Below are 20,958 nucleotides of genomic sequence, written 5' to 3'. Positions count from 1 at the left end.
CCGGCAGCGCGGCCTTGATATAGGTCTAGGTGGCCGCACCTGCGGTATCAGGCGCTTGCAAGCCTTGACCTCTTTGCGCGGCTCCCCTATCAGACGCCATCCGCAAGGCCCCGGATTCGTCCGGGGCTTTGCTGTTGTTCGCTAACCCGTCCCGGACTTGATCCGGGGCCTCGTGGTCAAAGGCCCCGGATCAGGTCCGGGGCGCGATGCACGAAAGGGCAGGGGACATCACGAACCGGGGACCTTCGGGGCCCTTCAAACTGAAAAGCCGGGACACGTACCCGGTGCAACCAACGGAAGACAGAAAGCATGGCACTCAAGTCGTATAAACCGACGACGCCAGGCCAGCGTGGGCTGGTTCTGATCGACCGTTCGGAGCTGTATAAAGGTCGCCCCGTCAAGGCGCTGACCGAAGGCCTCACCAAATCGGGTGGCCGTAACAACACCGGACGGATCACGATGCGTCGCCGCGGTGGGGGCGCAAAGCGTCTTTACCGTATCGTCGATTTCAAGCGGAACAAATTTGACGTTCCCGCAACGATCGAGCGGATCGAATATGACCCGAACCGGACCGCATTTATTGCGCTGATCAAGTATGAGGATGGCGAGCAAGCCTACATCCTCGCGCCCCAGCGTCTCGCTGTCGGTGACAAGGTCATCGCGTCCACCAAAGCAGACATCAAGCCGGGCAACGCAATGCCGTTCGCTGGCATGCCCATCGGCACAATCGTCCACAACATCGAGATGAAGCCAGGCAAAGGCGGCCAGATCGCCCGTGCAGCTGGCACCTATGCTCAGTTCGTGGGTCGTGACGGTGGCTACGCACAGATCCGCCTGTCGTCGGGCGAGCTTCGCCTCGTCCGTCAGGAATGCATGGCGACGGTCGGTGCTGTGTCGAACCCCGACAACTCCAACCAGAACTTCGGTAAAGCGGGTCGCAACCGTCACAAGGGCATCCGCCCCTCTGTGCGTGGTGTTGTGATGAACCCCGTCGATCACCCCCACGGTGGTGGTGAAGGCCGGACCTCTGGTGGTCGTCACCCGGTCAGCCCCTGGGGCAAGCCGACAAAAGGTGCGCGCACCCGTAACAAGAACAAGGCGTCGTCGAAGCTTATCCTTCGTTCGCGTCATGCCAAGAAGAAGGGGCGCTAAGCTATGTCGCGTTCTGTATGGAAAGGCCCTTTTGTTGATTCCTACGTTCTCAAGAAAGCTGAGAAGTCACGGGAATCCGGGCGCAATGAAGTCATCAAGATCTGGTCGCGCCGCTCGACGATCCTGCCCCAGTTCGTGGGCTTGACGTTTGGCGTCTACAACGGCCGGAAGCACATTCCTGTCAACGTCAGCGAAGAAATGATTGGTCAGAAGTTCGGTGAATATGCACCGACACGGACCTATTACGGTCATGCCGCCGACAAAAAAGCGAAACGGAAGTAAGTCATGGGCAAGGATAAAAACCCCCGCCGCGTGGCCGAGAACGAGGCAATGGCGAAAACGCGCATGCTTCGCACGTCTCCGCAAAAGCTGAACCTCGTGGCGCAGATGATCCGCGGCAAGTCGGTCGAGAAAGCGCTCAGCGATCTCACCTTCTCCAAAAAGCGGATCGCAGGCGACGTGAAGAAATGCCTTCAGTCCGCCATCGCCAATGCCGAGAACAACCACAACCTTGACGTCGACGAGCTTGTCGTCGCCGAGGCTTATGTGGGCAAGAACCTGACCATGAAACGCGGTCGCCCGCGGGCCCGTGGTCGTTTCGGCAAGATCATCAAGCCGTTCTCGGAACTCACCATCAAGGTGCGTCAAGTTGAGGAGCAAGCCTAATGGGTAACAAGACCAATCCGATCGGCATGCGCCTGCAAGTGAACCGCACTTGGGACAGCCGCTGGTATGCAGACACCAAAGACTACGGTGACCTGCTGCTGGAAGACATTAAGATCCGCGAGTTCATCGAGGAAGAGTGCAAGCAAGCCGGCGTCAGCCGTGTGATCATCGAGCGTCCGCACAAAAAGTGCCGCGTCACGATCCACACCGCCCGTCCCGGCGTCATCATCGGCAAGAAAGGCGCGGACATTGAGACGCTCCGCAAGAAGCTGGCTGCGATGACCGACAGCGAGCTGCACCTCAACATCGTTGAGGTTCGTAAGCCCGAGCTGGACGCGCCTCTGGTCGCTGAAAGCATCGCGCAGCAGCTTGAGCGTCGTGTGTCCTTCCGTCGTGCGATGAAGCGCGCCGTGCAGAACGCCATGCGCATGGGTGCCCTGGGCATTCGTGTGAACGTGGCGGGCCGTCTTGGCGGTGCCGAGATTGCACGGACCGAATGGTATCGCGAAGGCCGTGTGCCGCTGCACACCCTGCGCGCGGATATCGACTACGCCCACGCCGAAGGCCTCACGGCTTACGGTATCATCGGCATCAAAGTCTGGATCTTCAAAGGCGAGATCATGGATCACGACCCCGCAGCTCGTGACCGTCGCCAGCAAGAACTCCAGGATGGTCCCGCGCCCCGTGGCGCCGGCGGCCGCCGCTAAGGAGACAGAGCAATGCTTCAACCAAAGCGTACAAAATTCCGCAAAATGCACAAAGGCCGGATCCACGGCGAAGCCAAGGGTGGCTCCACCCTGAACTTCGGCTCCTTCGGCCTGAAAGCAACCCAGCCTGAGCGTATCACCGCGCGTCAGATCGAGGCAGCCCGCCGCGCGATGACCCGCCACATGAAACGTCAGGGCCGCGTCTGGATCCGGATTTTCCCCGATCTGCCGGTTACCTCCAAGCCCGTCGAAGTGCGTATGGGTAAAGGTAAAGGCTCCGTGGATTTCTGGGCCGCCAAGGTCAAACCCGGCCGCGTCATGTTCGAGATCGACGGCGTGCCCGAGCCCATCGCCCGCGAGGCCCTGCGCCTTGCCGCGATGAAGCTGCCGGTGAAGACCCGGGTTGTTGTGAGAGAGGACTGGTAGCGTCGTTTCAGCGTAGCTGACAACGACGCGTGCGCGGCAGTTGCTTTTGCGTGCAAAAGCAATGAGAGCGTCACCCGGTCGCAGAATAATGAAAGCCCCCGCCGCGAGATCGGTGGGGGGCTTTTTCATGTGACAAACTGCTTGGTGTGATTGCTGCTACTTTTCATCAATAAGTTGAACAACAGATAAGCGACTAATCATGTATTACAGTTCTCAGGCAGCACTAATCATCAGCGCATTTTTGCTAGCCAGTTGTGTTTCTCCAGAACCGGAAACTTTCACCGGACCTGATGGAGAAACGGTATCTGAAGTCCGATGCAATCAAACAACGACCGAATGCTACAAAAAAGCCTCTGCGATCTGCAGGGGCCCCTACTCAGTCACTGATAGTTACAGCAATGCGGGTGGAATTGCGGCAGATATTCTTCCCGGTCCGGTAACTTGGTTCACGATGACTGTCAAATGCGGTGAAAGCGATGGGCGTCAGCCGACGTTTCCTTTCCGTGGGCAGAGATACACGCCACCGCCGGTAGTTGTCACGCAGCCCCAGACAACCACAACCAACTGCTCAAGTTTTGGTAATTCGGTGAATTGCACCAGCCGGACATATTGATTGGCGCTCTACTAAGGCGCCCATTTATAATTAAAACTCACCGACACCCGATCATCCTCTGCCATGTTCATGGGCACCTCATGCCTGAGCCAGCTTTCCCACAGCAGCACATCCCCCACCGCAGGCTCCGCATAGACAAACGTCCGCATCTCCTCCCGCGCCTCCGCTTTGCGCACGGGTGCTGCCATCATCATCTGCGAGCGCGGGTCCTCCAATTTCAGAGCTGACGTCCCTTCGGGCATCGACACATAGGTCGTGCCGGAAATCACCGAATGGGGATGGATATGCGAGGTGTGAATGCCGCCCTCGGGCAGGATGTTGATCCAGATATCCTCCAGCACCAGCGTCTTGTCGCCCAGATCGAACTCCAGATCCTCGGCAAAGGCGGCGACGTGCTTGTCCAGCACCTCGACCAAATCCTTGAAGATCGGAAACCGCCAAGGCAGATCGCTCAAGGACGCATAGCTGGTGTAGCCCGCATAGCCGTTCTCTTCGCACCAGTCCTGCCCGGCCTCGTCATCCTCGGCGATGGCAAAGCAGGACGCCTCCAATTCGGAAGGATCAATCGGGCCATGCTCGGATAAAGCGGCACGGTAAAGGCGGGTCACGAAGAGAGAGGAAATGCGGGGCAACGTGGGGGTGTCCTTTAAAATGCTCAGATTTTATTTTGGGACTTTAATGGCAAGAAATGATCCATAGATACAGTCTGCTAAGAATTATCTGGGGTATTGCATGAAACACGAAGGTTCTTTGGACGATCTGATCAGTATAGTAAACGGCTGCGGTTTTACGGTGACGGAACAGAAAGATCAGCAAAACGGACATCAGTTGAGAACTGGTCAGGGAGCTATTTTAAACTGGTATCCGACCACTGGCAAAGTCCAAGTGCAGGGCAAACCTGAGGCGCGTTCACAGTTCGAGCAAGCATGGAATGATTATGGCGGTGAGGCCGACATAGACTGCACTGTCGAAGTTTATGCGGCTGCGCCGACACCGGAAAGCCCCAAAAATCCAAAGACCGCCAACAAGAAAGTATTTCTTGTTCATGGCCATGACAGTGCCGCCAGGGAACAGTTGGAATTGGTATTACATAAGCTTGGACTTGACCCGTTTGTTTTGGCCAACACAGGTGGCGGCGGCTTGACTATCATTGAGGCGCTTGAAAGTGAGATTGGTCCGGACAACAACGCGGCACGCTTTGGTATTGTACTGATGACGCCCGATGATATGGGTTACTCGAAAGCTGATGGCGAAAAAGCGATCGAGCCGAGGGCCCGGCAAAACGTTGTTTTAGAAATGGGTATGCTGATCTCTGCGGTAGGTCGGGGAAACGTCGCAATACTCAAGAAGGGGCACCTTGAGGTTCCGTCGGATGCTCAAGGAATTCTGTATGTGCCATTCAATGATCATGTAAAGGAAGCTGTCCCAAAACTGGCAGATAGATTGCGTGCTGCAGGTTTCGTATTGAACCCAGAAAACATTACTAAAGCATCAAGCTAACAAGGCCCTTGCCAACTTCCCCCAACCCCCCTATACGGCCCACTTCACCATGAACTCCACTGGAATCAGGGTGACCCATCTTTGGGCCCTCCAGTGATGTTGAGAAAAGGAAACAGGCGATGAACGCCCAGGAATTGCGCGACAAGACGCCGGACCAGCTCCGCGATGATCTTGCCAACCTCAAGAAAGAAGCCTTCAACCTGCGTTTTCAGCAGGCGACTGGCCAAATGGAAAACACCGCACGCATGAAGACGGTTCGCCGTGATGCTGCGCGCGTTAAGACAATTTTGAACGAAAAGGCCGCTGCTGCGGCTTCGGAGGCTTAATCCTATGCCCAAACGCATCCTCCAAGGTGTTGTGACCAGCAACCAGAACGAACAGACCGTCACCGTGTCGGTCGAACGTCGCTTCACGCACCCCGTTCTCAAAAAGACCATCCGTAAGTCCAAGAAATACCGGGCGCACGATGAGAAGAACGCTTTCAACGTCGGCGACATGGTCCGCATTCAGGAATGTGCGCCGAAATCGAAAACGAAACGCTGGGAGGTTATTGCCAACTAGGCGGTAACAACCCGGTTTAATCGAAACCCTGGGGAGAGAGCCGAGAGGCCCCCAAAGGTCGGGAGAAACCAATGATCCAGATGCAGACCAATCTGGATGTTGCTGACAATAGCGGCGCTCGCCGTGTTCAGTGCATCAAGGTCCTGGGTGGTTCCAAGCGTAAATACGCATCCGTCGGCGACATCATTGTCGTGTCGGTCAAGGAAGCCATCCCGCGCGGTCGCGTGAAAAAGGGCGACGTCCGCAAGGCCGTTGTCGTGCGCACCGCCAAAGAGGTTCGTCGCGAAGACGGCACCGCAATCCGGTTTGACCGCAACGCTGCCGTCATCCTCAACAACAACATGGAGCCCATCGGCACCCGTATCTTCGGGCCGGTTGTGCGCGAACTGCGCGCCAAGAACTTCATGAAGATCATCTCGCTCGCGCCGGAGGTGCTGTGATATGGCTGCTAAACTGAAAAAAGGCGACAAGGTCGTGGTTCTGTCCGGCAAGGACAAGGGCAAGGAAGGCACAATCGCCTCCGTCGACCCCAAGGCCGGCAAGGCAATCGTGGATGGCATCAACATCTCGATCCGTCACACCAAGCAATCGCAAAACAGCCAGGGCGGCCGTGTCCCCCAGGCAATGCCGATCCAGCTCAGCAACCTCGCCATGGTTGACCCCAAAGACGGTGGTCCGACCCGCGTTGGTTTCAAGATGGATGGCGACAAGAAAGTGCGCTACGCCAAGAAATCGGGGGAAGTGATTGATGCTTGATAATGCAAACTACACCCCGCGCCTGAAGGCGGCTTATGCGGAAACCATCCGCGCCGCCATGAAGGAAGAGTTCGGCTACAAGAACGACATGCAGATCCCGCGTCTGGACAAGATCGTCCTGAACATGGGCGTCGGCGATGCGGTCAAGGACACCAAGAAAGTGAAAGCCGCTCAGGAAGCGCTGACACTGATCGCGGGTCAAAACGCTGTCGTGACCAAGGCCAAGAAATCCATCGCTGGTTTCCGCGTCCGTGAAGAGATGCCGTTGGGCACCAAAGTCACGCTGCGCGCTGACCGCATGTATGAATTTCTGGATCGCCTGATCACCATCGCAATGCCCCGCATCCGCGACTTCCGCGGCGTGTCCGGCAAATCGTTCGATGGGCGTGGCAACTATGCCATGGGCCTGAAAGAGCACATCGTGTTCCCGGAAATCGACTTCGACAAGGTCGACGATATGCTGGGCATGGACATCATCATCTGCACCACCGCGAAGACCGATGCAGAAGCAAAGGCGCTGTTGAAGCATTTCAACATGCCCTTCAACAGCTAAGCGGGGGAGAGAGAGTTATGGCTAAAAAAGCAATGATCGAACGCGAGAAGAAGCGTCAGAAGCTGGTGGAAAAATATGCCGCCAAGCGTGCTGCGCTCAAGGAAATCGCGAATGACGACGGCAAGACCATGGAAGAGCGTTTCAAGGCGCGCCTCCAGCTTGCCAAACTGCCGCGCAACAGCTCGGCAACACGTCTGCACAACCGGTGCCAACTGACGGGTCGTCCTCACGCTTACTATCGTAAGCTCAAAGTGTCGCGGATCGCGCTGCGGGAACTTGCCTCCAACGGCAAGGCTCCGGGCATGGTCAAGTCCAGCTGGTAAGGGGAGATATAGATTATGAACGATCCTCTCGGCGATATGCTCACACGCATCCGGAACGCACAGCTGCGTGGCAAGTCCACCGTTGTGACGCCAGCTTCCAAGCTGCGCGCCTGGGTTCTCGATGTTCTGGCTGACGAAGGCTACATCCGCGGTTACGAAGCCACGACCGGCAAAGACGGTCACCCGGCGATCGAAATCAGCCTGAAATACTACGATGGCACCCCTGTCATTCGCGAAATCAAGCGGGTCTCCAAACCCGGTCGTCGCGTGTACATGGGCGTCAAGGACATTCCCTCGGTCCGTCAGGGCCTGGGTGTGTCGATTGTCTCCACCCCCCGGGGTGTGATGTCGGACGCAAGCGCACGCACCGCCAATGTCGGCGGCGAAGTGCTCTGCACGGTCTTCTAAGGAGAGCATGAATGTCTCGAATTGGTAAAAAACCGGTCGATCTGCCTTCTGGCGTCAGTGCGTCCGTGTCGGGTCAGACGGTCGAAGTGAAGGGTCCCAAGGGCACCCGCAGCTTCACCGCCACCGATGATGTCACGCTGGCCGTGGAAGACAACGTCGTCACGATCACCCCGCGTGGGTCCTCCAAGCGCGCGCGCCAGCAGTGGGGCATGAGCCGCACCATGGTCGCCAATCTGGTCACGGGCGTCACCGATGGTTTCAAGAAAGACCTTGAGATCAACGGCGTCGGCTACCGTGCGCAGATGCAGGGCAACACGCTGAAGCTGAACCTCGGTCTATCGCACGAGGTCAACTTTGACGTCCCCGCAGGTGTCACGGTCACCGCCCCCAAGCCCACGGAAATCGTGGTTGAGGGCATCGATGAGCAACTCGTCGGCCAGGTCGCGGCCAATATCCGCGAATGGCGCAAGCCCGAGCCCTACAAGGGCAAAGGTATCAAGTACAAAGACGAGTATATCTTCCGCAAGGAAGGCAAGAAGAAGTAAGGACGGCAAAATGGCTAACAGCAAACGAGATCTGTTTCTGAAGCGCCGCTTGCGCGTTCGGAACAAGCTGCGGAAGAACAACGAAGGGCGCGTGCGTCTTTCCGTTCACCGCTCCAACAAGAACATCAGCGTGCAGCTGATCGACGATGTCGCGGGCAAGACCATCGCGTCCGCATCTTCGCTCGAAAAAGACCTTGGCGTTGTCGGTAAGAACAACATCGACGCCGCAAGCAAGGTTGGCGCTGCAATCGCTGAGCGTGCCAAGAAGGCCAACGTGACCGAATGCTATTTCGACCGCGGCGGTTTTCTCTTCCACGGCAAGGTGAAGGCTCTGGCCGACGCTGCCCGTGAAGGTGGCCTCAAGTTCTAAAGCGCAGGCGGCCTTTCGGGGCCGCCTCGATGATCGGGGGACCGTTGGTCCACTGCGATTGACCAAATGAAGGGCCGCTGGGTCCGCAAGGAAAAGGATGCCAGATGGCACGTGAACAAGGACAAGGCCGGGGCCGTCGCGACCGCGACGAAACACCGGAATTTCAGGATCGCCTGGTTGCGATCAACCGCGTCTCGAAAACCGTGAAAGGTGGTAAGCGTTTCGGCTTTGCTGCTCTCGTGGTGGTCGGTGACCAAAAAGGCCGCGTCGGCTTTGGCAAAGGTAAAGCCAAAGAAGTGCCCGAGGCGATCCGTAAAGCAACCGAACAAGCCAAGCGTCAGATGGTCCGCGTGCCTCTGCGCGAAGGCCGCACGCTGCACCACGACATCGAGGGCCGTCACGGCGCTGGTAAAGTCGTGATGCGCACCGCGCCGCAGGGTACTGGTATCATCGCCGGTGGTCCGATGCGTGCCGTGTTCGAGATGCTGGGTGTTCAGGACGTCGTCGCCAAGTCGATCGGCTCGCAGAACCCCTACAACATGATCCGCGCAACGTTGAACGGCCTTGGCCGCGAAGCCAGCCCGCGTCAGGTTGCCCAGCGTCGCGGCAAGAAAGTTGCTGACATCCTGCCCAAGACTGACGCTCCGGCCCCCGCCGAAGCCGAAGCTCCGGCAGAAGCATAAGGAGACGTCACCATGGCAAAAACCATCGTCGTCAAGCAGATCGGTTCCCCGATCCGCCGCCCCGCCAAACAGCGCGCTACGCTGGTCGGTCTGGGTCTTAACAAGATGCACAAAACCCGCGAACTGGAAGACACCCCGTCCGTCCGCGGCATGGTCAACTCCATCCCCCACCTCGTCGAGATCATCGAAGAGCGCGGGTAAGTTCGCCTGAGAGAATAGTGAAAACGCCTCGCTTCTGCGGGGCGTTTTTTTGTTTGGAGATTGCAACGAATACACGTTTAAGGTGAGTATCATTACTGTTCGGCAGCACAGTTTGAAGGGGTATCGAAAGTGTTCTCACCAGAAGTTTGTAAAGAGATTGGTTGTTACGTTTACCGGCTGATTGATCCAAGGAATGGGGAGACGTTCTATGTTGGGAAAGGGAAGGGAAACCGTGTCTTCGCTCATATAAACGGCGATCTATCGGATGATGGTTCAGAGAAGCTTAAACGCATTTTTGAGATTAGAAACTCAGGCTTTGAAGTACAGCATGTTATTCACCGGCATGGAATGGATGATAAGACTGCCTTTGAAGTAGAAGCAGCCCTGATTGAAGCTTATCCGGGAGTGACCAATCTCGCAGGTGGGCATGGAAATAATGATCGGGGCTGCGCTCATTCCAAGGAAATTATTGAGAAATTCGAAGCGCAAGAAGCGGTCATCACCGACAAAGTCATCGAGATACTTGTAAACCGTTCGGCTCTGGATGGCTCAGTCTATGACAGTGCCCGTTTTGCTTGGAAGCTTTCTCAAGCTCGAGCGGAGAAGGCAGAATATGTCTTTGCTGTCCTGAACGGCCTGATCTTGGAAATCTTTCTCATTGATGAGTGGAAGTCGGCAACACGGGCGAATTTCCCTGAGTTTTCCCATGCAACCGAACAAAGCGATAGATTTGGCTTCATCGGTCGTCCAGCACCCAAGGAGATCGAGAGCAAGTATCGCAGGAAGCGTGTTCCACCTCGACCGAGAGGCGCGGCTAATCCAATTCGCTATCACAACATCTGATCGCCATTCCTAAGGAACGCGTCCGAGCCTGGGTGGGCGCTCGCAACAGCCAATCGAAGCGAGGCTACCGACCCAAGCAGCACACTGGTTCGGTGCATGTCGTCCACAATGCGCCCTCCCGGGGGGAGGGCCGGGCGCCGCCCGGCGGTGCCCACCGGGCATGACCTCAAATCAACGCTGAGAAGACTCCTGGTTTAGCTGGCCAGAAACGCCCAATAGGCGAACATGAGCACCAAGACGACGACAACCTGAAGCACCATCGCGACAATCAGGAACTTGGACCGCTTCAGATCGTCTTTGACATCAATCTTCTTCATCAGGGGTCCTCACTTCGTATATGCGCTCTGCCATAGATAATCACTTTCCCGCGGGGCGCAATGGCGTTCCGTAAGGTCCGGCGTCTGTATTTGTCCGTACAGATGCCATACGCGAGCCATACCGGAACCATACCCGAACCAGACGCCAGCCATCCCCTTGTTTGCATCCCCTGTTGCCACCCTCAAGACAACCGTCTATACGCCTCCGGTGGCCATCCGGCCCGATTCACAAATCAAGAAATGCCGTGGTTGGCCCGTTACGCTTCGGGGGCCACATCCGGCTTAGGAGAAGCGAAATGAAACTGAATGAACTGCGCGACAATCCCGGCGCTACCAAGAAACGCAAGCGCGTTGGTCGTGGTCCCGGCTCTGGCATGGGCAAAACCGCCGGTCGCGGTATCAAAGGTCAGAAATCCCGGTCTGGTGTGGCCATCAATGGCTACGAGGGCGGCCAGATGCCGCTCTATCAGCGTCTTCCCAAGCGGGGCTTCAACAGCCGCAACCGGAAGTCCTACGCTGTTGTAAACCTTCAGCTTTTGCAGAAATTTATCGACGCCAAGAAGATCGACGCCAAGAAAGCCATCACCGAGGATGTGCTTGTTGAGTCCGGTCTGGTCCGTCGCAAGCTCGACGGTGTGCGCATCCTCGCCAAAGGTGAGATCACGTCGAAAATCACGCTCGAAGTGACCGGCGCATCCAAAGCGGCTATCGAGGCTGTCGAGAAAGCCGGCGGCTCTCTCACGGTCACAACGGCGGCAGCAGCTGAGTAAAGACTTGTGAGCGGCGCGCCCGCCGCTTACATAACTCCCAAGTTTCCAAGCGCCGCCGTCCGGGAACCCGGTCTGGCGGCGCCGTTCTAATTAGACGTCCCATAAAGAGGCATTGCATGGCATCCGCAGCAGAACAAATGGCCGCCAATATGAGCTGGGGCGCGTTCGGCAAAGCCACTGAGCTTCGTCAACGCATCCTGTTCACACTTGGCCTTCTGATCGTCTACCGCTTGGGCACGTTCATCCCGGTTCCGGGCATCGACGGCGCCGAATTGCAGCGGTTCATGCAGGAAGCAGCCACGGGCATCGGCGGTATTCTGTCGATGTTCACGGGCGGTGCGCTGAGCCGGATGGGCATCTTTGCCCTTGGGATTATGCCGTATATCTCGGCCTCGATCATCGTTCAGCTTCTCACCGCCATGGTGCCGAAGCTGGAGCAGTTGAAGAAAGAGGGCGAGCAGGGCCGCAAGAAGATCAACCAATATACCCGCTACGGCACGGTGTTTCTGGCCACGCTGCAAGCCTACGGTTTGGCCGTGTCGCTCGAGGCCGGCAACCTTGTCACCGATCCGGGCATGTTCTTCCGCATTGCTTGCGTGATTACGCTGGTCGGCGGCACCATGTTCCTGATGTGGCTGGGTGAGCAGATCACCGCACGCGGCATCGGCAACGGTATTTCGCTCATCATTTTCGTCGGTATCATCGCCGAGGTTCCAGCCGCCCTTGCGCAGTTCTTCAGCCAAGGCCGCTCTGGCGCGATCTCTCCTGCGGTGATCGTGGGGGTGATCCTTATGGTGATTGTCACCATCGCCTTCGTGGTCTTCATGGAGCGCGCGTTGCGCAAGATCACCATCCAATACCCGCGCCGTCAGGTCGGGATGAAGATGTATGACGGCGGCAACTCTCACCTGCCGGTCAAGGTCAACCCCGCCGGTGTGATCCCCGCGATCTTCGCCTCGTCGCTGCTGCTTTTGCCGACCACGCTCGCGACCTTCTCGGGCAGCCAGACCGGGCCTGTGATGTCGACGATCCTTGCGTATTTTGGCCCCGGACAGCCGCTTTACCTGCTGTTCTTCACCTCGATGATCGTGTTCTTCACGTATTTCTACACTGCCAACGTCTCCTTCAAGACCGAGGATGTGGCCGAGAACCTCAAGAATCAGAACGGCTTTATTCCAGGTATCCGTCCCGGTCAGAAAACCGTTGAATACCTTGACTACGTCGTCGCGCGTATTCTGGTGCTCGGGTCCGGCTATCTGGCGCTTGTCTGCTTGCTGCCGGAGATCCTGCGCTCTGAGTTGGCCATTCCGTTCTACTTCGGCGGCACGTCCGTGCTAATCGTTGTGTCGGTGACGATGGACACGATCCAACAGGTTCAAAGCCATCTGCTGGCGCATCAGTATGAAGGCCTGATCGAAAAATCCCAACTTCGCGGCAAGTCCAAGAAGAAGGGCCGCCGGGCGCCGTCACGTCGATGATCAATATCATTTTGCTAGGGCCTCCGGGTGCCGGGAAAGGCACCCAAGCCGAACGCTTGGTTGACGCGCGTGGCATGGTGCAGCTGTCGACCGGAGATATGCTTCGCGAGGCCAAGAAGAGCGGCACCGAAATGGGCAACCGCGTGGCCGAGGTCATGGCGCGTGGAGAGCTTGTCACAGACGAGATCGTCATCGGCCTGATTGAGGAAAAGCTGACAGGTGAGAACGGCGGCGGTTTCATCTTCGATGGCTTCCCGCGGACACTGGCGCAGGCCGACGCCTTGGGCGCGCTGATGGCGAAGACAGGCAAGACGCTGGATGCCGTGATCGAGCTGAAAGTCGATGACGCCGTTCTGGTTGACCGCATCGTTGGTCGCGCCGAACAGGCGAGAGCGGCTGGACAGCCAGTCCGCGCCGATGACAACGCCGAAAGCCTCAAGCAACGGTTGATGGAATACTATAAGAAGACTGCTCCGCTGCTGGGGTATTACTACGCCAAGGGTGATCTGAAATCGGTCAACGGGCTTGGCGCGATTGACGAGGTCGCGGTCGAGATTTCGGCCGTTCTCAAGAACCTCTGAGCGCACCCTTGACGCCCAGACAAATAGGGCCTAACTGACAGCCTTCCCATTGGGAAAATTGATTCTCCTGTGCGGGTCGCGCCCGCATGTGAATACCTCGGATATCAGCTGCGGCCCGTTGGCAGATGCCTCGGGCCTCCGTTGTGAAAAAAGGTTCTGGAACCACGGAACCGCAACGAAAAGGAAAGTGACACGTGGCACGTATCGCCGGCGTAAACATCCCGACCCACAAGCGGGTCCCGATCGCCCTGACTTATATCACCGGAATTGGCCCCTCTTCGGCAAAATCCATCTGCGAAGCTGTGAAAATCGACGAAACCCGTCGTGTGAACGAGCTGAGCGATGCCGAAGTTCTGGCTATCCGCGAGCATATCGACGCAAACCACACCGTTGAAGGTGACCTGCGCCGTGAAGTGCAAATGAACATCAAGCGTCTGATGGACCTTGGCTGCTACCGCGGTCTGCGTCATCGCCGCAATCTGCCTGTGCGCGGTCAGCGCACCCACACGAATGCGCGCACGCGCAAAGGCCCGGCGAAAGCAATCGCTGGCAAGAAGAAGTAAGGGGCGGATAGATGGCACGCGAAAAGACACGCGCTAAGAAAAAAGAGCGCAAGAATATCGCTGCGGGCGTCGCACACGTCAACAGCTCGTTCAACAACACCAAGATCCTGATCTCGGACGTGCAGGGCAATGCGATCTCCTGGTCGTCTGCTGGCACGATGGGCTTCAAAGGGTCGCGGAAATCCACGCCCTACGCGGCGCAGATGGCCGCCGAAGACGCTGGCAAGAAAGCACAGGAACACGGCGTGAAAACGCTTGAGGTCGAAGTGCAAGGCCCCGGCTCTGGCCGTGAAAGCGCGCTGCGTGCGCTGGCCGCTGTTGGCTTCAACATCACGTCGATCCGTGACGTGACGCCGATGGCTCACAATGGCTGCCGCCCGCCGAAGCGTCGCCGGGTCTAATCGACATTTGTTACCGCTGGGGCCGCGTGTTTTCGCACGGCCCCCGCACGCATTTTAATCCTCGGGCGCTTGCCTTTTGGGACATGGAAGGCAAGCAGGAATGGAGGGACGCATGATCCATAAGAATTGGGCAGAACTGATCAAGCCGACACAGCTTGATGTGAAGCCGGGCAATGAGCCCGCACGCCAGGCGACCGTTGTCGCCGAACCGCTTGAGCGCGGCTTTGGCCTGACGCTGGGCAACGCCCTGCGCCGTGTGCTGATGTCCTCGCTGCAGGGCGCTGCCATCACCAGCGTTCAGATCGACAATGTGCTGCACGAGTTCTCGTCTGTTGCGGGCGTTCGCGAAGATGTCACCGACATCATCCTGAACCTCAAAGGCGTTGCCATCCGCATGGAAGTCGAAGGCCCCAAGCGCCTGTCGATCCAGGCCAAAGGTCCGGGCGTTGTCACCGCTGCCGATATCTCGGAAAGCGCGGGCATCGACGTTCTGAACAAAGAGCACGTGATCTGCCACCTTGATGAGGGCGCAAACCTCTTCATGGAGCTGACGGTCAACACCGGCAAAGGCTACGTCTCTGCTGACAAGAACCGCCCCGAAGACGCGCCGATCGGCCTGATGCCGATTGATGCGATCTATTCGCCGGTCAAGAAAGTCTCCTACGACGTGCAGCCGACCCGTGAAGGTCAGGTGCTGGACTATGACAAGCTGACCCTGAAGCTGGAAACCGATGGCTCCATCTCGCCCGATGATGCTGTGGCTTTCGCTGCGCGCATCCTGCAGGACCAGCTGTCGATCTTCGTGAACTTCGATGAGCCGGAAAGCGCATCGACTGCCGCAGAAGATGATGGTCTTGAGTTCAACCCGCTTCTGCTGAAGAAAGTGGACGAGCTGGAATTGTCTGTCCGTTCGGCAAACTGCCTGAAGAACGACAACATCGTCTATATTGGCGATCTGATCCAGAAAACCGAAGCCGAGATGCTCCGCACTCCGAACTTCGGTCGCAAGTCGCTGAACGAGATTAAAGAAGTCTTGTCCGGCATGGGTCTGCACCTTGGCATGGATGTTGAGGACTGGCCGCCAGACAACATTGACGACCTGGCCAAGAAGTTCGAAGACAACTTCTAAGCCAAAAGGGCATGGGCGCGGCTTGATCCGCGCCCGCCTTCAAGACCCGGGCACCCGCCCCAAGGAGAGTGGCTGACACGCACCAGCTGCCGGACAAAGCAAAACAACGATACGACATAAGGACTAGAGAAATGCGTCACGCACGAGGATACCGCCGCCTGAACCGCACGCACGAGCACCGCAAGGCGCTCTGGGCGAACATGGCAGGCTCGCTCATCGAACATGAGCAAATCAAGACAACATTGCCCAAAGCGAAAGAACTCCGCCGCATCATCGAGAAAATGGTGACACTGGCGAAACGCGGCGATCTGCACGCGCGCCGTCAGGCCGCCAGCAAGCTCAAGCAGGACCAATACGTCGCCAAATTGTTCGACGTTCTGGGCCCGCGCTACAAGGATCGCAATGGCGGCTACGTCCGCGTTCTGAAGGCGGGTTTCCGTTACGGCGACATGGCACCGATGGCCATTATCGAGTTCGTAGACCGCGACCGGGATGCCAAAGGCGCGGCTGACAAGGCCCGCGTCGCTGCCGAAGAGGCCGCAGAAGGCTAACCCCATTTGACGCTACGTTACTTTTCTAAACCCCCGCAGACGCGGGGGTTTTTCTTTTGCGCGAGCAACTCTATTGTAACACAACCCCAGTGATGGGCGATTGTATATTGACCTAAACAACCCGAGATTGTCTAAAAGTTATGTCTGTGAGAGCTGATCTTGATCGCCACACCCAATCGCTGAGCGCTCTGTCGCCGAATGGTTTCTTTTATGCGTTACACATCAGGTTTGCCCTGCCTCTTATCCACCACCAAACATTCCCGCGTGCGTGGACGGATCACTATACCGAAGAGGCATATGCCTTGCGCGATCCCATCATCGCCTGGGGCTTCAGCACAACCGGTGCAACGCGTTGGAGTGAGATCGAGATCCCGGATCCCTTTGACATTCTGGGGCAATCGCAAGAACACGGCATGGTCTACGGGCTTGCTGTGTCCTGCGGTCCGATGCAGTCGCGCACGATCGCATCAAGCGCGCGCGCCGACCGCGAGTTCACAGATGCCGAAATTAGCGCTTTTCAGAAAATTGTGGAGGATATGCACACCGTCACACAGCCCCCTGAGAACCTGACACCGGCCCAAATCGAAGCCCTCAAACTGATTGCCGAGGGCCATCGTCATGCAGCTGCCGCCGCCGAACTCAATATCTCAGAAAGCGCCTTGAAGGCTCGTTTGACGTCCGCTCGTCAGCGGCTTCTGGCCCGCACTACAGCCGAAGCCATTCAACGCGCGCGCGACTACAGACTGTTATAGACGGGGGTCTCCGGAATCGGAACGAGGGAAAAAAACCTTGAACCGAAACGGAGACGACCATGCAAGCTACCACTCTATCTTTTGCGAACTTTCACCAGCACGGCGAGTTGTTCGCCAATATCTTCCGCGCCCGGAAGCAATCCTTCATCGTCCAGAACAAATGGGACCTCCCAGAGGTTATGGACATGGAGTTTGACCAATACGACACGCCCCAAAGCCGCTGGATCGCGGTGCATCACCTGGGGGAGGTGATGGCCGGGGTGCGTCTGACACCGACAACCGCGCGTTGCGGCATCTACACCTATATGATCCGCGATGCGCAGTTGGGTCTGCTCGACTCGATTCCGCAGGACCTGATGTTCGACCAGGCCCCCGTTGCGCCCCATGTGTGGGAGGTGACGCGCGGTTTCGTGGCCCACAATATCCCCTCCACCATTCGTCGCAAGGTCCATACACGGCTTGTGATGGAAATGGTGCGCGCCGCACGTGTCGAAGGGATCAACCAGATGGTGGCGCTTTTGCCGTCGAACTGGAGCCGTTGGGCCAAGCGCTGCGCTTTGGATATGGCACCGGCGGGCCGCGTGATGGATATGGGCGGGATCAACTATCAGGCCGTGAGCCTCGATTTCACCGCGCATCTGCACTGAGCCTTCCCCTCGGTGCGCACCCTTCTTATGGTGCGCCATGGCCGATCTGTTTGATACACCAGACCCCGTCGCCAGCGGTGCCCCGCGCCCGCTGGCCGACCGCTTGCGCCCGCAAGCTCTGTCTGAGGTGATCGGTCAGGAGCAGGTGCTTGGCCCCGACGCGCCGCTGGGCGTCATGCTCGCCAATAACGCGCTGTCCTCGTTAATTTTCTGGGGGCCGCCCGGTGTCGGCAAGACGACCATTGCGCGGCTTCTGGCGGATGAAACCGATCTGCACTTTGTCCAGATCAGCGCGATTTTCACCGGCGTGCCTGAGCTTCGAAAGGTGTTCGAGGCCGCGAAGATACGCCGCGCCAATGGCAAGGGCACCTTGCTGTTCGTTGACGAGATTCACCGCTTCAACAAAGCCCAGCAAGACGGGTTTTTGCCCCATATGGAGGACGGCACGATCCTATTGGTCGGCGCCACAACCGAAAACCCCTCGTTCGAGCTGAACGCCGCCGTCATGTCGCGCGCGCAGGTGTTGGTGCTGACGCGTCTCGATCTGGCTGATCTGGAACGGCTGGCGCAACGGGCCGAGAAGGAGCTGGGCAAAGGTTTGCCGTTGGATGGTCCCGCCCGTGAGGCGCTTTTGGAAATGGCCGATGGCGATGGCCGCGCGCTGCTGAACCTGATCGAACAGGTCGCGGCTTGGCCCGATAAAGACAAGCTCGACACGGCTACGCTTAGCGCGCGGCTGATGCGCCGTGCCGCCCAATACGACAAGTCTGGTGACGCGCATTACAACCTGATTTCCGCCCTGCATAAATCCGTGCGCGGCTCGGACCCTGACGCGTCACTTTATTGGTTCGCGCGAATGCTGGAGGGCGGCGAAGACCCCCGCTTTCTGGCCCGCCGCCTGACCCGTATGGCGGTGGAGGATATCGGGCTGGCCGATCCCCAAGCTCAAGCCGTGTGCCTGCAAAGCTGGGAAACCTACGAGCGCCTTGGCTCGCCGGAGGGGGAGTTGGCGCTGGCGCAGGCGGTTACGTATCTGGCGCTCGCTCCGAAATCGAACGCGGGGTACGTGGCCTATAAGCAGTCCCGCAAATCGGCCAAACAAACCGGCTCGGAACCGCCGCCCAAGCACATCCTGAACGCGCCGACATCGCTGATGAAGGATCAGGGGTACGGCGATGGCTACGCCTATGACCACGATGCCGAGGATGGGTTTTCCGGGCAAAACTACTTCCCCGAGGCGATGAAGCGACCGGTTTTCTACCAGCCCGTCGAGCGTGGGTTTGAACGTGAGTTGAAGCGCCGTCTGGATTACTTCGTCAAGCTGCGCGGCAAGCGCGGCGGTTGACATCAAAGCCCGCGCGCGCGACAGACCCCCCATGTTTTCAACGATGCTACAAGTGGCCCTTGGCGGCGCAATCGGAGCGGCTGCGCGCTATGGCGTGGGCGTTGCCGTGTTTCGCGCGACGGGCCCCGGCTTCCCGCTGGGCGTGTTGGTGGTAAACGTCGTCGGTTCGTTCCTGATGGGGCTTTTGGTCGTCTATCTGGGGCAGAAATCGCTGACCCATTTGAACCCGTTTCTGATGACAGGCATCTTGGGCGGCTTCACGACTTTCTCGGCGTTCTCGCTCGAAGCCTACACGCTTTTTGAGCGGGGCGAGGTCGGGCAGGCGGCGCTGTATGTGGGCCTGTCTGTGGTGCTGTCCATCGGCGCGCTGGTCCTTGGTGTCATCGCAATGCGGGGGGTGCTGGCATGAGCGGCGTTCAGATGATCACGGTGATGAGCGATGAAGACGGCCAGCGGTTTGACCGCTTTCTGCGCCGCCGCTATCCGCATATCTCGCAGGGCCGGATCGAAAAGATGTGCCGCAAAGGCGAGGTGCGCGTTGACGGGGGCCGCGTCAAGTCGTCGACCCGCGTGGAAGCAGGGCAAAGCGTGCGTGTACCGCCGCTGCCGGATCCCGATCAGATCACCGCGCAACCCAAGCAGCGCGTCAGCGATGCCGACGCCAAGATGATCCAAAGCTGCGTTCTGTATCGCGACGATCACATTATCGCTTTGAACAAGCCTCCGGGTCTGCCCTCCCAAGGGGGCAGCAAACAGACCCGCCATGTCGACCTGCTGGCCGAGGCGCTGACCTTTGGGTTCGATGACAAGCCGCGTCTTGTGCATCGGCTGGATAAAGACACATCCGGCGTTTTGCTACTGGCGCGCAACCGGCTGACGGCGAACGCGTTGGCCGATGCCTTCCGCGCCCGCGAGACGCGCAAGATCTACTGGGCCGCCGTCGCGGGCGTACCGCATCCGCGGATGGGCACGATCAAATACGGGCTGGTGAAAGCGCCGGGTCATGGCGCACGGGGGGAGGCGGAAAAGATGCTCTGCATCCATCCGCGCGACGTGGACAAGACCGAAGGGGCCAAGCGCGCGACCACGGATTATGCGGTGCTGACAACGCTCGCGCAGCGCGGCGCATGGGTGGCTTTGGTGCCCGTCACCGGTCGCACGCACCAATTGCGCGCGCATATGGCCGAGATGGGACATCCGATTATTGGGGATGGTAAATATGGCGGCTCAGGGCAAGAGAATTTGGGCGACGGTTGGGGTGCGCAACTGGGTGGAGAGATCAGCCGCAAGCTGCACCTACACGCCCGCTCGATCAGCCTGACCCATCCGGTGACGGGCGCGCAGTTGAACATCACTGCACCGCTTTCGGATCACATGGCGAAGACGTGGAAGACGTTTGAATGGTTGCCAGATGATTTCCCAGCCGACCCATTTGAGGATCTGATGTGACCCCGAAGCTGATCCTGTTCGATGTGGATGGGACGCTGGTGGACAGCCAGAACCACATCCTCGCCGCGATGACCCACGCGTTTGAGCGACATGGCATGACCGCCCCCTCGCGCGAAGACACGCTGTCGATTGTGGGGCTGTCGTTACCGCAAGCGATTGCGCGGTTGGCGCCGGAGCTGGGTGACCGCCAGAACGCCGAACTGGTCGAGGCCTACAAGCAATCCTTTGTGGAAAACCGCCACAATGGCCGCGATCACAGCCCGCTCTATCCCGGTGTGCGTGACGTGCTTGAGCAGCTCAAAGGGGTGCCGGAATTTGTGCTGGGCGTGGCGACCGGCAAATCCCGCAAGGGCCTTGATATCGTGTTACGCACCCATGATCTGACCGGGTTTTTCATGACAGAACAGGTCAGCGATCATCATCCGTCGAAGCCACACCCTGCCATGGTGCAAGCGGCCTTGTCAGAAACCGGGATCGACGCGGGTCATGCGGTGATGATCGGCGACACCAGTTTCGACATGGAAATGGGCCGCGCTGCGGGTGCTCAAATCATTGGCGTCAGTTGGGGGTATCACCCGGTTGAGACGCTCAAAAAGGCATCACCTGCCCGAATCATCGACGATATCCGCCACCTTCCGGACCACCTTTCCGGGCTTTGGAGCTGAAAA

Annotated in this window: 33 protein-coding genes; 31 read left to right on the top strand and 2 right to left on the bottom strand. The window is 58.2% G+C overall.

The features are described from left to right. Window positions 1-309: 309 nt before the first annotated feature. Genes rplB through rplP form a run of 5 tightly spaced genes read left to right on the top strand, consistent with a single transcriptional unit; the run spans window position 310 to window position 2,951 of the window. On the top strand, window positions 310-1,152 hold the full coding sequence (gene rplB, locus KUW67_RS03745; RefSeq protein ID WP_224823942.1) for a 50S ribosomal protein L2: 843 nt from the start codon (window positions 310-312) through the stop codon (window positions 1,150-1,152). A gap of 3 nt (window positions 1,153-1,155) precedes the next feature. After that, window positions 1,156-1,434 carry a 30S ribosomal protein S19 gene (gene rpsS / locus KUW67_RS03740; protein ID WP_224823941.1) on the top strand — a complete coding sequence of 93 codons (279 nt, stop codon included), beginning with the start codon at window positions 1,156-1,158 and terminating at the stop codon, window positions 1,432-1,434. 3 nt (window positions 1,435-1,437) lie between these two features. After that, window positions 1,438-1,818 carry a 50S ribosomal protein L22 gene (gene rplV / locus KUW67_RS03735; RefSeq protein WP_224823940.1) on the top strand — a complete coding sequence of 127 codons (381 nt, stop codon included), beginning with the start codon at window positions 1,438-1,440 and terminating at the stop codon, window positions 1,816-1,818. Next, window positions 1,818-2,525, top strand: a complete 708-nt coding sequence (gene rpsC, locus KUW67_RS03730) for a 30S ribosomal protein S3 (protein ID WP_224823939.1) — start codon at window positions 1,818-1,820, stop codon at window positions 2,523-2,525. The genes rplV and rpsC overlap by 1 nt, the downstream gene beginning before the upstream one ends. Before the next feature lie 12 nt (window positions 2,526-2,537). Further along, the gene (gene rplP, locus KUW67_RS03725; protein ID WP_224823938.1) at window positions 2,538-2,951 is read left to right on the top strand and encodes a 50S ribosomal protein L16; all 414 of its coding nucleotides are present in this window, start codon (window positions 2,538-2,540) and stop codon (window positions 2,949-2,951) included. A gap of 624 nt (window positions 2,952-3,575) precedes the next feature. Here rplP and KUW67_RS03720 read toward each other — a convergent pair. Then, on the bottom strand, window positions 3,576-4,196 hold the full coding sequence (locus KUW67_RS03720) for a TIGR02466 family protein (RefSeq protein WP_224823937.1): 621 nt from the start codon (window positions 4,194-4,196) through the stop codon (window positions 3,576-3,578). Between the two features lie 100 nt (window positions 4,197-4,296). Between KUW67_RS03720 and KUW67_RS03715 the strand changes: the two genes are divergently transcribed. The 13 genes from KUW67_RS03715 to KUW67_RS03655 all read left to right on the top strand — a co-directional run bounded on the left by KUW67_RS03715 (window position 4,297) and on the right by KUW67_RS03655 (window position 10,307). Further along, entirely contained in the window at window positions 4,297-5,064 is a 768-nt protein-coding gene (locus KUW67_RS03715) for a TIR domain-containing protein (protein ID WP_224823936.1), read from the top strand. A gap of 119 nt (window positions 5,065-5,183) precedes the next feature. Beyond that, window positions 5,184-5,390: a 50S ribosomal protein L29 gene (gene rpmC, locus KUW67_RS03710; protein ID WP_224823935.1), complete on the top strand. Its 207-nt coding sequence runs from the start codon at window positions 5,184-5,186 to the stop codon at window positions 5,388-5,390. A gap of 4 nt (window positions 5,391-5,394) precedes the next feature. Then, entirely contained in the window at window positions 5,395-5,625 is a 231-nt protein-coding gene (gene rpsQ / locus KUW67_RS03705) for a 30S ribosomal protein S17 (RefSeq protein ID WP_224823934.1), read from the top strand. A 71-nt stretch (window positions 5,626-5,696) separates the two neighbouring features. Beyond that, complete coding sequence (rplN, locus tag KUW67_RS03700; RefSeq protein WP_224823933.1) at window positions 5,697-6,065, top strand: 50S ribosomal protein L14; 369 nt, start codon at window positions 5,697-5,699, stop codon at window positions 6,063-6,065. Between the two features lies 1 nt (window position 6,066). Then, complete coding sequence (rplX, locus tag KUW67_RS03695; protein ID WP_224823932.1) at window positions 6,067-6,381, top strand: 50S ribosomal protein L24; 315 nt, start codon at window positions 6,067-6,069, stop codon at window positions 6,379-6,381. Further along, a complete protein-coding gene (gene rplE / locus KUW67_RS03690; protein ID WP_224823931.1) occupies window positions 6,374-6,934 on the top strand; it encodes a 50S ribosomal protein L5 in 561 nt (186 codons plus the stop codon). Before rplX ends, rplE begins: the two co-directional genes overlap by 8 nt. Before the next feature lie 17 nt (window positions 6,935-6,951). Further along, the gene (gene rpsN, locus KUW67_RS03685) at window positions 6,952-7,257 is read left to right on the top strand and encodes a 30S ribosomal protein S14 (RefSeq protein ID WP_224823930.1); all 306 of its coding nucleotides are present in this window, start codon (window positions 6,952-6,954) and stop codon (window positions 7,255-7,257) included. A gap of 15 nt (window positions 7,258-7,272) precedes the next feature. After that, a complete protein-coding gene (gene rpsH / locus KUW67_RS03680) occupies window positions 7,273-7,665 on the top strand; it encodes a 30S ribosomal protein S8 (RefSeq protein WP_224823929.1) in 393 nt (130 codons plus the stop codon). Window positions 7,666-7,676: 11 nt separating this feature from the next. Beyond that, window positions 7,677-8,210 (top strand): 50S ribosomal protein L6, encoded by a 534-nt coding sequence (gene rplF / locus KUW67_RS03675; RefSeq protein ID WP_224823928.1) that lies wholly within the window; start codon window positions 7,677-7,679, stop codon window positions 8,208-8,210. Window positions 8,211-8,220: 10 nt separating this feature from the next. Further along, the gene (rplR, locus tag KUW67_RS03670) at window positions 8,221-8,580 is read left to right on the top strand and encodes a 50S ribosomal protein L18 (protein WP_224823927.1); all 360 of its coding nucleotides are present in this window, start codon (window positions 8,221-8,223) and stop codon (window positions 8,578-8,580) included. 104 nt (window positions 8,581-8,684) lie between these two features. Beyond that, window positions 8,685-9,263 (top strand): 30S ribosomal protein S5, encoded by a 579-nt coding sequence (gene rpsE / locus KUW67_RS03665; RefSeq protein WP_224823926.1) that lies wholly within the window; start codon window positions 8,685-8,687, stop codon window positions 9,261-9,263. Between the two features lie 12 nt (window positions 9,264-9,275). After that, window positions 9,276-9,464, top strand: coding sequence for a 50S ribosomal protein L30 (rpmD, locus tag KUW67_RS03660; protein ID WP_050931352.1), 189 nt, complete (start codon window positions 9,276-9,278; stop codon window positions 9,462-9,464). A 129-nt stretch (window positions 9,465-9,593) separates the two neighbouring features. Continuing rightward, window positions 9,594-10,307: a hypothetical protein gene (locus KUW67_RS03655; RefSeq protein WP_224823925.1), complete on the top strand. Its 714-nt coding sequence runs from the start codon at window positions 9,594-9,596 to the stop codon at window positions 10,305-10,307. A gap of 194 nt (window positions 10,308-10,501) precedes the next feature. Here the strand turns inward: KUW67_RS03655 and KUW67_RS18335 are convergent, their stop codons facing one another. Further along, the gene (locus KUW67_RS18335; RefSeq protein ID WP_255596695.1) at window positions 10,502-10,624 is read right to left on the bottom strand and encodes a hypothetical protein; all 123 of its coding nucleotides are present in this window, start codon (window positions 10,622-10,624) and stop codon (window positions 10,502-10,504) included. A gap of 296 nt (window positions 10,625-10,920) precedes the next feature. On the opposite strand from KUW67_RS18335, the gene rplO reads away from it, so the two are divergent. The 13 genes from rplO to KUW67_RS03590 all read left to right on the top strand — a co-directional run bounded on the left by rplO (window position 10,921) and on the right by KUW67_RS03590 (window position 20,955). Continuing rightward, window positions 10,921-11,394 carry a 50S ribosomal protein L15 gene (gene rplO, locus KUW67_RS03650; protein ID WP_224823924.1) on the top strand — a complete coding sequence of 158 codons (474 nt, stop codon included), beginning with the start codon at window positions 10,921-10,923 and terminating at the stop codon, window positions 11,392-11,394. Between the two features lie 116 nt (window positions 11,395-11,510). Next, the gene (gene secY, locus KUW67_RS03645; protein ID WP_224823923.1) at window positions 11,511-12,872 is read left to right on the top strand and encodes a preprotein translocase subunit SecY; all 1,362 of its coding nucleotides are present in this window, start codon (window positions 11,511-11,513) and stop codon (window positions 12,870-12,872) included. Next, window positions 12,872-13,453, top strand: coding sequence for an adenylate kinase (locus tag KUW67_RS03640; RefSeq protein ID WP_224824375.1), 582 nt, complete (start codon window positions 12,872-12,874; stop codon window positions 13,451-13,453). Before secY ends, KUW67_RS03640 begins: the two co-directional genes overlap by 1 nt. Window positions 13,454-13,647: 194 nt before the next feature. Further along, on the top strand, window positions 13,648-14,016 hold the full coding sequence (gene rpsM, locus KUW67_RS03635; RefSeq protein ID WP_224823922.1) for a 30S ribosomal protein S13: 369 nt from the start codon (window positions 13,648-13,650) through the stop codon (window positions 14,014-14,016). Between the two features lie 11 nt (window positions 14,017-14,027). Next, window positions 14,028-14,417, top strand: a complete 390-nt coding sequence (rpsK, locus tag KUW67_RS03630; protein ID WP_224823921.1) for a 30S ribosomal protein S11 — start codon at window positions 14,028-14,030, stop codon at window positions 14,415-14,417. 112 nt (window positions 14,418-14,529) lie between these two features. After that, on the top strand, window positions 14,530-15,546 hold the full coding sequence (locus tag KUW67_RS03625; protein ID WP_224823920.1) for a DNA-directed RNA polymerase subunit alpha: 1,017 nt from the start codon (window positions 14,530-14,532) through the stop codon (window positions 15,544-15,546). Window positions 15,547-15,677: 131 nt separating this feature from the next. Beyond that, on the top strand, window positions 15,678-16,097 hold the full coding sequence (rplQ, locus tag KUW67_RS03620; RefSeq protein WP_224823919.1) for a 50S ribosomal protein L17: 420 nt from the start codon (window positions 15,678-15,680) through the stop codon (window positions 16,095-16,097). Between the two features lie 140 nt (window positions 16,098-16,237). Continuing rightward, entirely contained in the window at window positions 16,238-16,849 is a 612-nt protein-coding gene (locus KUW67_RS03615; RefSeq protein ID WP_224823918.1) for a LuxR family transcriptional regulator, read from the top strand. 59 nt (window positions 16,850-16,908) lie between these two features. Then, window positions 16,909-17,496, top strand: coding sequence for an acyl-homoserine-lactone synthase (locus KUW67_RS03610; protein ID WP_224823917.1), 588 nt, complete (start codon window positions 16,909-16,911; stop codon window positions 17,494-17,496). A 37-nt stretch (window positions 17,497-17,533) separates the two neighbouring features. Beyond that, window positions 17,534-18,841: a replication-associated recombination protein A gene (locus tag KUW67_RS03605; protein ID WP_224823916.1), complete on the top strand. Its 1,308-nt coding sequence runs from the start codon at window positions 17,534-17,536 to the stop codon at window positions 18,839-18,841. A gap of 31 nt (window positions 18,842-18,872) precedes the next feature. Next, window positions 18,873-19,250 carry a fluoride efflux transporter CrcB gene (gene crcB / locus KUW67_RS03600; RefSeq protein ID WP_224823915.1) on the top strand — a complete coding sequence of 126 codons (378 nt, stop codon included), beginning with the start codon at window positions 18,873-18,875 and terminating at the stop codon, window positions 19,248-19,250. Further along, on the top strand, window positions 19,247-20,290 hold the full coding sequence (locus tag KUW67_RS03595; RefSeq protein WP_224823914.1) for an RluA family pseudouridine synthase: 1,044 nt from the start codon (window positions 19,247-19,249) through the stop codon (window positions 20,288-20,290). The genes crcB and KUW67_RS03595 overlap by 4 nt, the downstream gene beginning before the upstream one ends. Continuing rightward, complete coding sequence (locus KUW67_RS03590; RefSeq protein WP_224823913.1) at window positions 20,287-20,955, top strand: HAD-IA family hydrolase; 669 nt, start codon at window positions 20,287-20,289, stop codon at window positions 20,953-20,955. The genes KUW67_RS03595 and KUW67_RS03590 overlap by 4 nt, the downstream gene beginning before the upstream one ends. Window positions 20,956-20,958 lie beyond the last annotated feature (3 nt).

Origin of the sequence: Cognatishimia sp. MH4019 (assembly GCF_020177595.1) — a bacterium.
Classification (GTDB): Bacteria; Pseudomonadota; Alphaproteobacteria; order Rhodobacterales; family Rhodobacteraceae; genus JAHTBL01.
The sequence above is the reverse complement of the archived record's forward strand: the minus strand, read 5'-3'. Positions and strand labels throughout refer to the sequence as shown.

Excerpts from the sequence above, each read along its gene's own strand:
- rplB (WP_224823942.1), top strand. The coding sequence starts at position 310 with ATGGCACTCAAGTCGTATAAACCGACGACGCCAGGCCAGCGTGGGCTG.
- rpsS (WP_224823941.1), top strand. The coding sequence starts at position 1,156 with ATGTCGCGTTCTGTATGGAAAGGCCCTTTTGTTGATTCCTACGTTCTC.
- rplV (WP_224823940.1), top strand. The coding sequence starts at position 1,438 with ATGGGCAAGGATAAAAACCCCCGCCGCGTGGCCGAGAACGAGGCAATG.
- rpsC (WP_224823939.1), top strand. The coding sequence starts at position 1,818 with ATGGGTAACAAGACCAATCCGATCGGCATGCGCCTGCAAGTGAACCGC.
- rplP (WP_224823938.1), top strand. The coding sequence starts at position 2,538 with ATGCTTCAACCAAAGCGTACAAAATTCCGCAAAATGCACAAAGGCCGG.
- KUW67_RS03715 (WP_224823936.1), top strand. The coding sequence starts at position 4,297 with ATGAAACACGAAGGTTCTTTGGACGATCTGATCAGTATAGTAAACGGC.
- rpmC (WP_224823935.1), top strand. The coding sequence starts at position 5,184 with ATGAACGCCCAGGAATTGCGCGACAAGACGCCGGACCAGCTCCGCGAT.
- rpsQ (WP_224823934.1), top strand. The coding sequence starts at position 5,395 with ATGCCCAAACGCATCCTCCAAGGTGTTGTGACCAGCAACCAGAACGAA.
- rplN (WP_224823933.1), top strand. The coding sequence starts at position 5,697 with ATGATCCAGATGCAGACCAATCTGGATGTTGCTGACAATAGCGGCGCT.
- rplX (WP_224823932.1), top strand. The coding sequence starts at position 6,067 with ATGGCTGCTAAACTGAAAAAAGGCGACAAGGTCGTGGTTCTGTCCGGC.
- rplE (WP_224823931.1), top strand. The coding sequence starts at position 6,374 with ATGCTTGATAATGCAAACTACACCCCGCGCCTGAAGGCGGCTTATGCG.
- rpsN (WP_224823930.1), top strand. The coding sequence starts at position 6,952 with ATGGCTAAAAAAGCAATGATCGAACGCGAGAAGAAGCGTCAGAAGCTG.
- rpsH (WP_224823929.1), top strand. The coding sequence starts at position 7,273 with ATGAACGATCCTCTCGGCGATATGCTCACACGCATCCGGAACGCACAG.
- rplF (WP_224823928.1), top strand. The coding sequence starts at position 7,677 with ATGTCTCGAATTGGTAAAAAACCGGTCGATCTGCCTTCTGGCGTCAGT.
- rplR (WP_224823927.1), top strand. The coding sequence starts at position 8,221 with ATGGCTAACAGCAAACGAGATCTGTTTCTGAAGCGCCGCTTGCGCGTT.
- rpsE (WP_224823926.1), top strand. The coding sequence starts at position 8,685 with ATGGCACGTGAACAAGGACAAGGCCGGGGCCGTCGCGACCGCGACGAA.
- rpmD (WP_050931352.1), top strand. The coding sequence starts at position 9,276 with ATGGCAAAAACCATCGTCGTCAAGCAGATCGGTTCCCCGATCCGCCGC.
- KUW67_RS18335 (WP_255596695.1), bottom strand. The coding sequence starts at position 10,624 with ATGAAGAAGATTGATGTCAAAGACGATCTGAAGCGGTCCAAGTTCCTG.
- rplO (WP_224823924.1), top strand. The coding sequence starts at position 10,921 with ATGAAACTGAATGAACTGCGCGACAATCCCGGCGCTACCAAGAAACGC.
- secY (WP_224823923.1), top strand. The coding sequence starts at position 11,511 with ATGGCATCCGCAGCAGAACAAATGGCCGCCAATATGAGCTGGGGCGCG.
- rpsK (WP_224823921.1), top strand. The coding sequence starts at position 14,028 with ATGGCACGCGAAAAGACACGCGCTAAGAAAAAAGAGCGCAAGAATATC.
- KUW67_RS03625 (WP_224823920.1), top strand. The coding sequence starts at position 14,530 with ATGATCCATAAGAATTGGGCAGAACTGATCAAGCCGACACAGCTTGAT.
- rplQ (WP_224823919.1), top strand. The coding sequence starts at position 15,678 with ATGCGTCACGCACGAGGATACCGCCGCCTGAACCGCACGCACGAGCAC.
- KUW67_RS03615 (WP_224823918.1), top strand. The coding sequence starts at position 16,238 with ATGTCTGTGAGAGCTGATCTTGATCGCCACACCCAATCGCTGAGCGCT.
- KUW67_RS03610 (WP_224823917.1), top strand. The coding sequence starts at position 16,909 with ATGCAAGCTACCACTCTATCTTTTGCGAACTTTCACCAGCACGGCGAG.
- KUW67_RS03605 (WP_224823916.1), top strand. The coding sequence starts at position 17,534 with ATGGCCGATCTGTTTGATACACCAGACCCCGTCGCCAGCGGTGCCCCG.
- crcB (WP_224823915.1), top strand. The coding sequence starts at position 18,873 with ATGTTTTCAACGATGCTACAAGTGGCCCTTGGCGGCGCAATCGGAGCG.
- KUW67_RS03595 (WP_224823914.1), top strand. The coding sequence starts at position 19,247 with ATGAGCGGCGTTCAGATGATCACGGTGATGAGCGATGAAGACGGCCAG.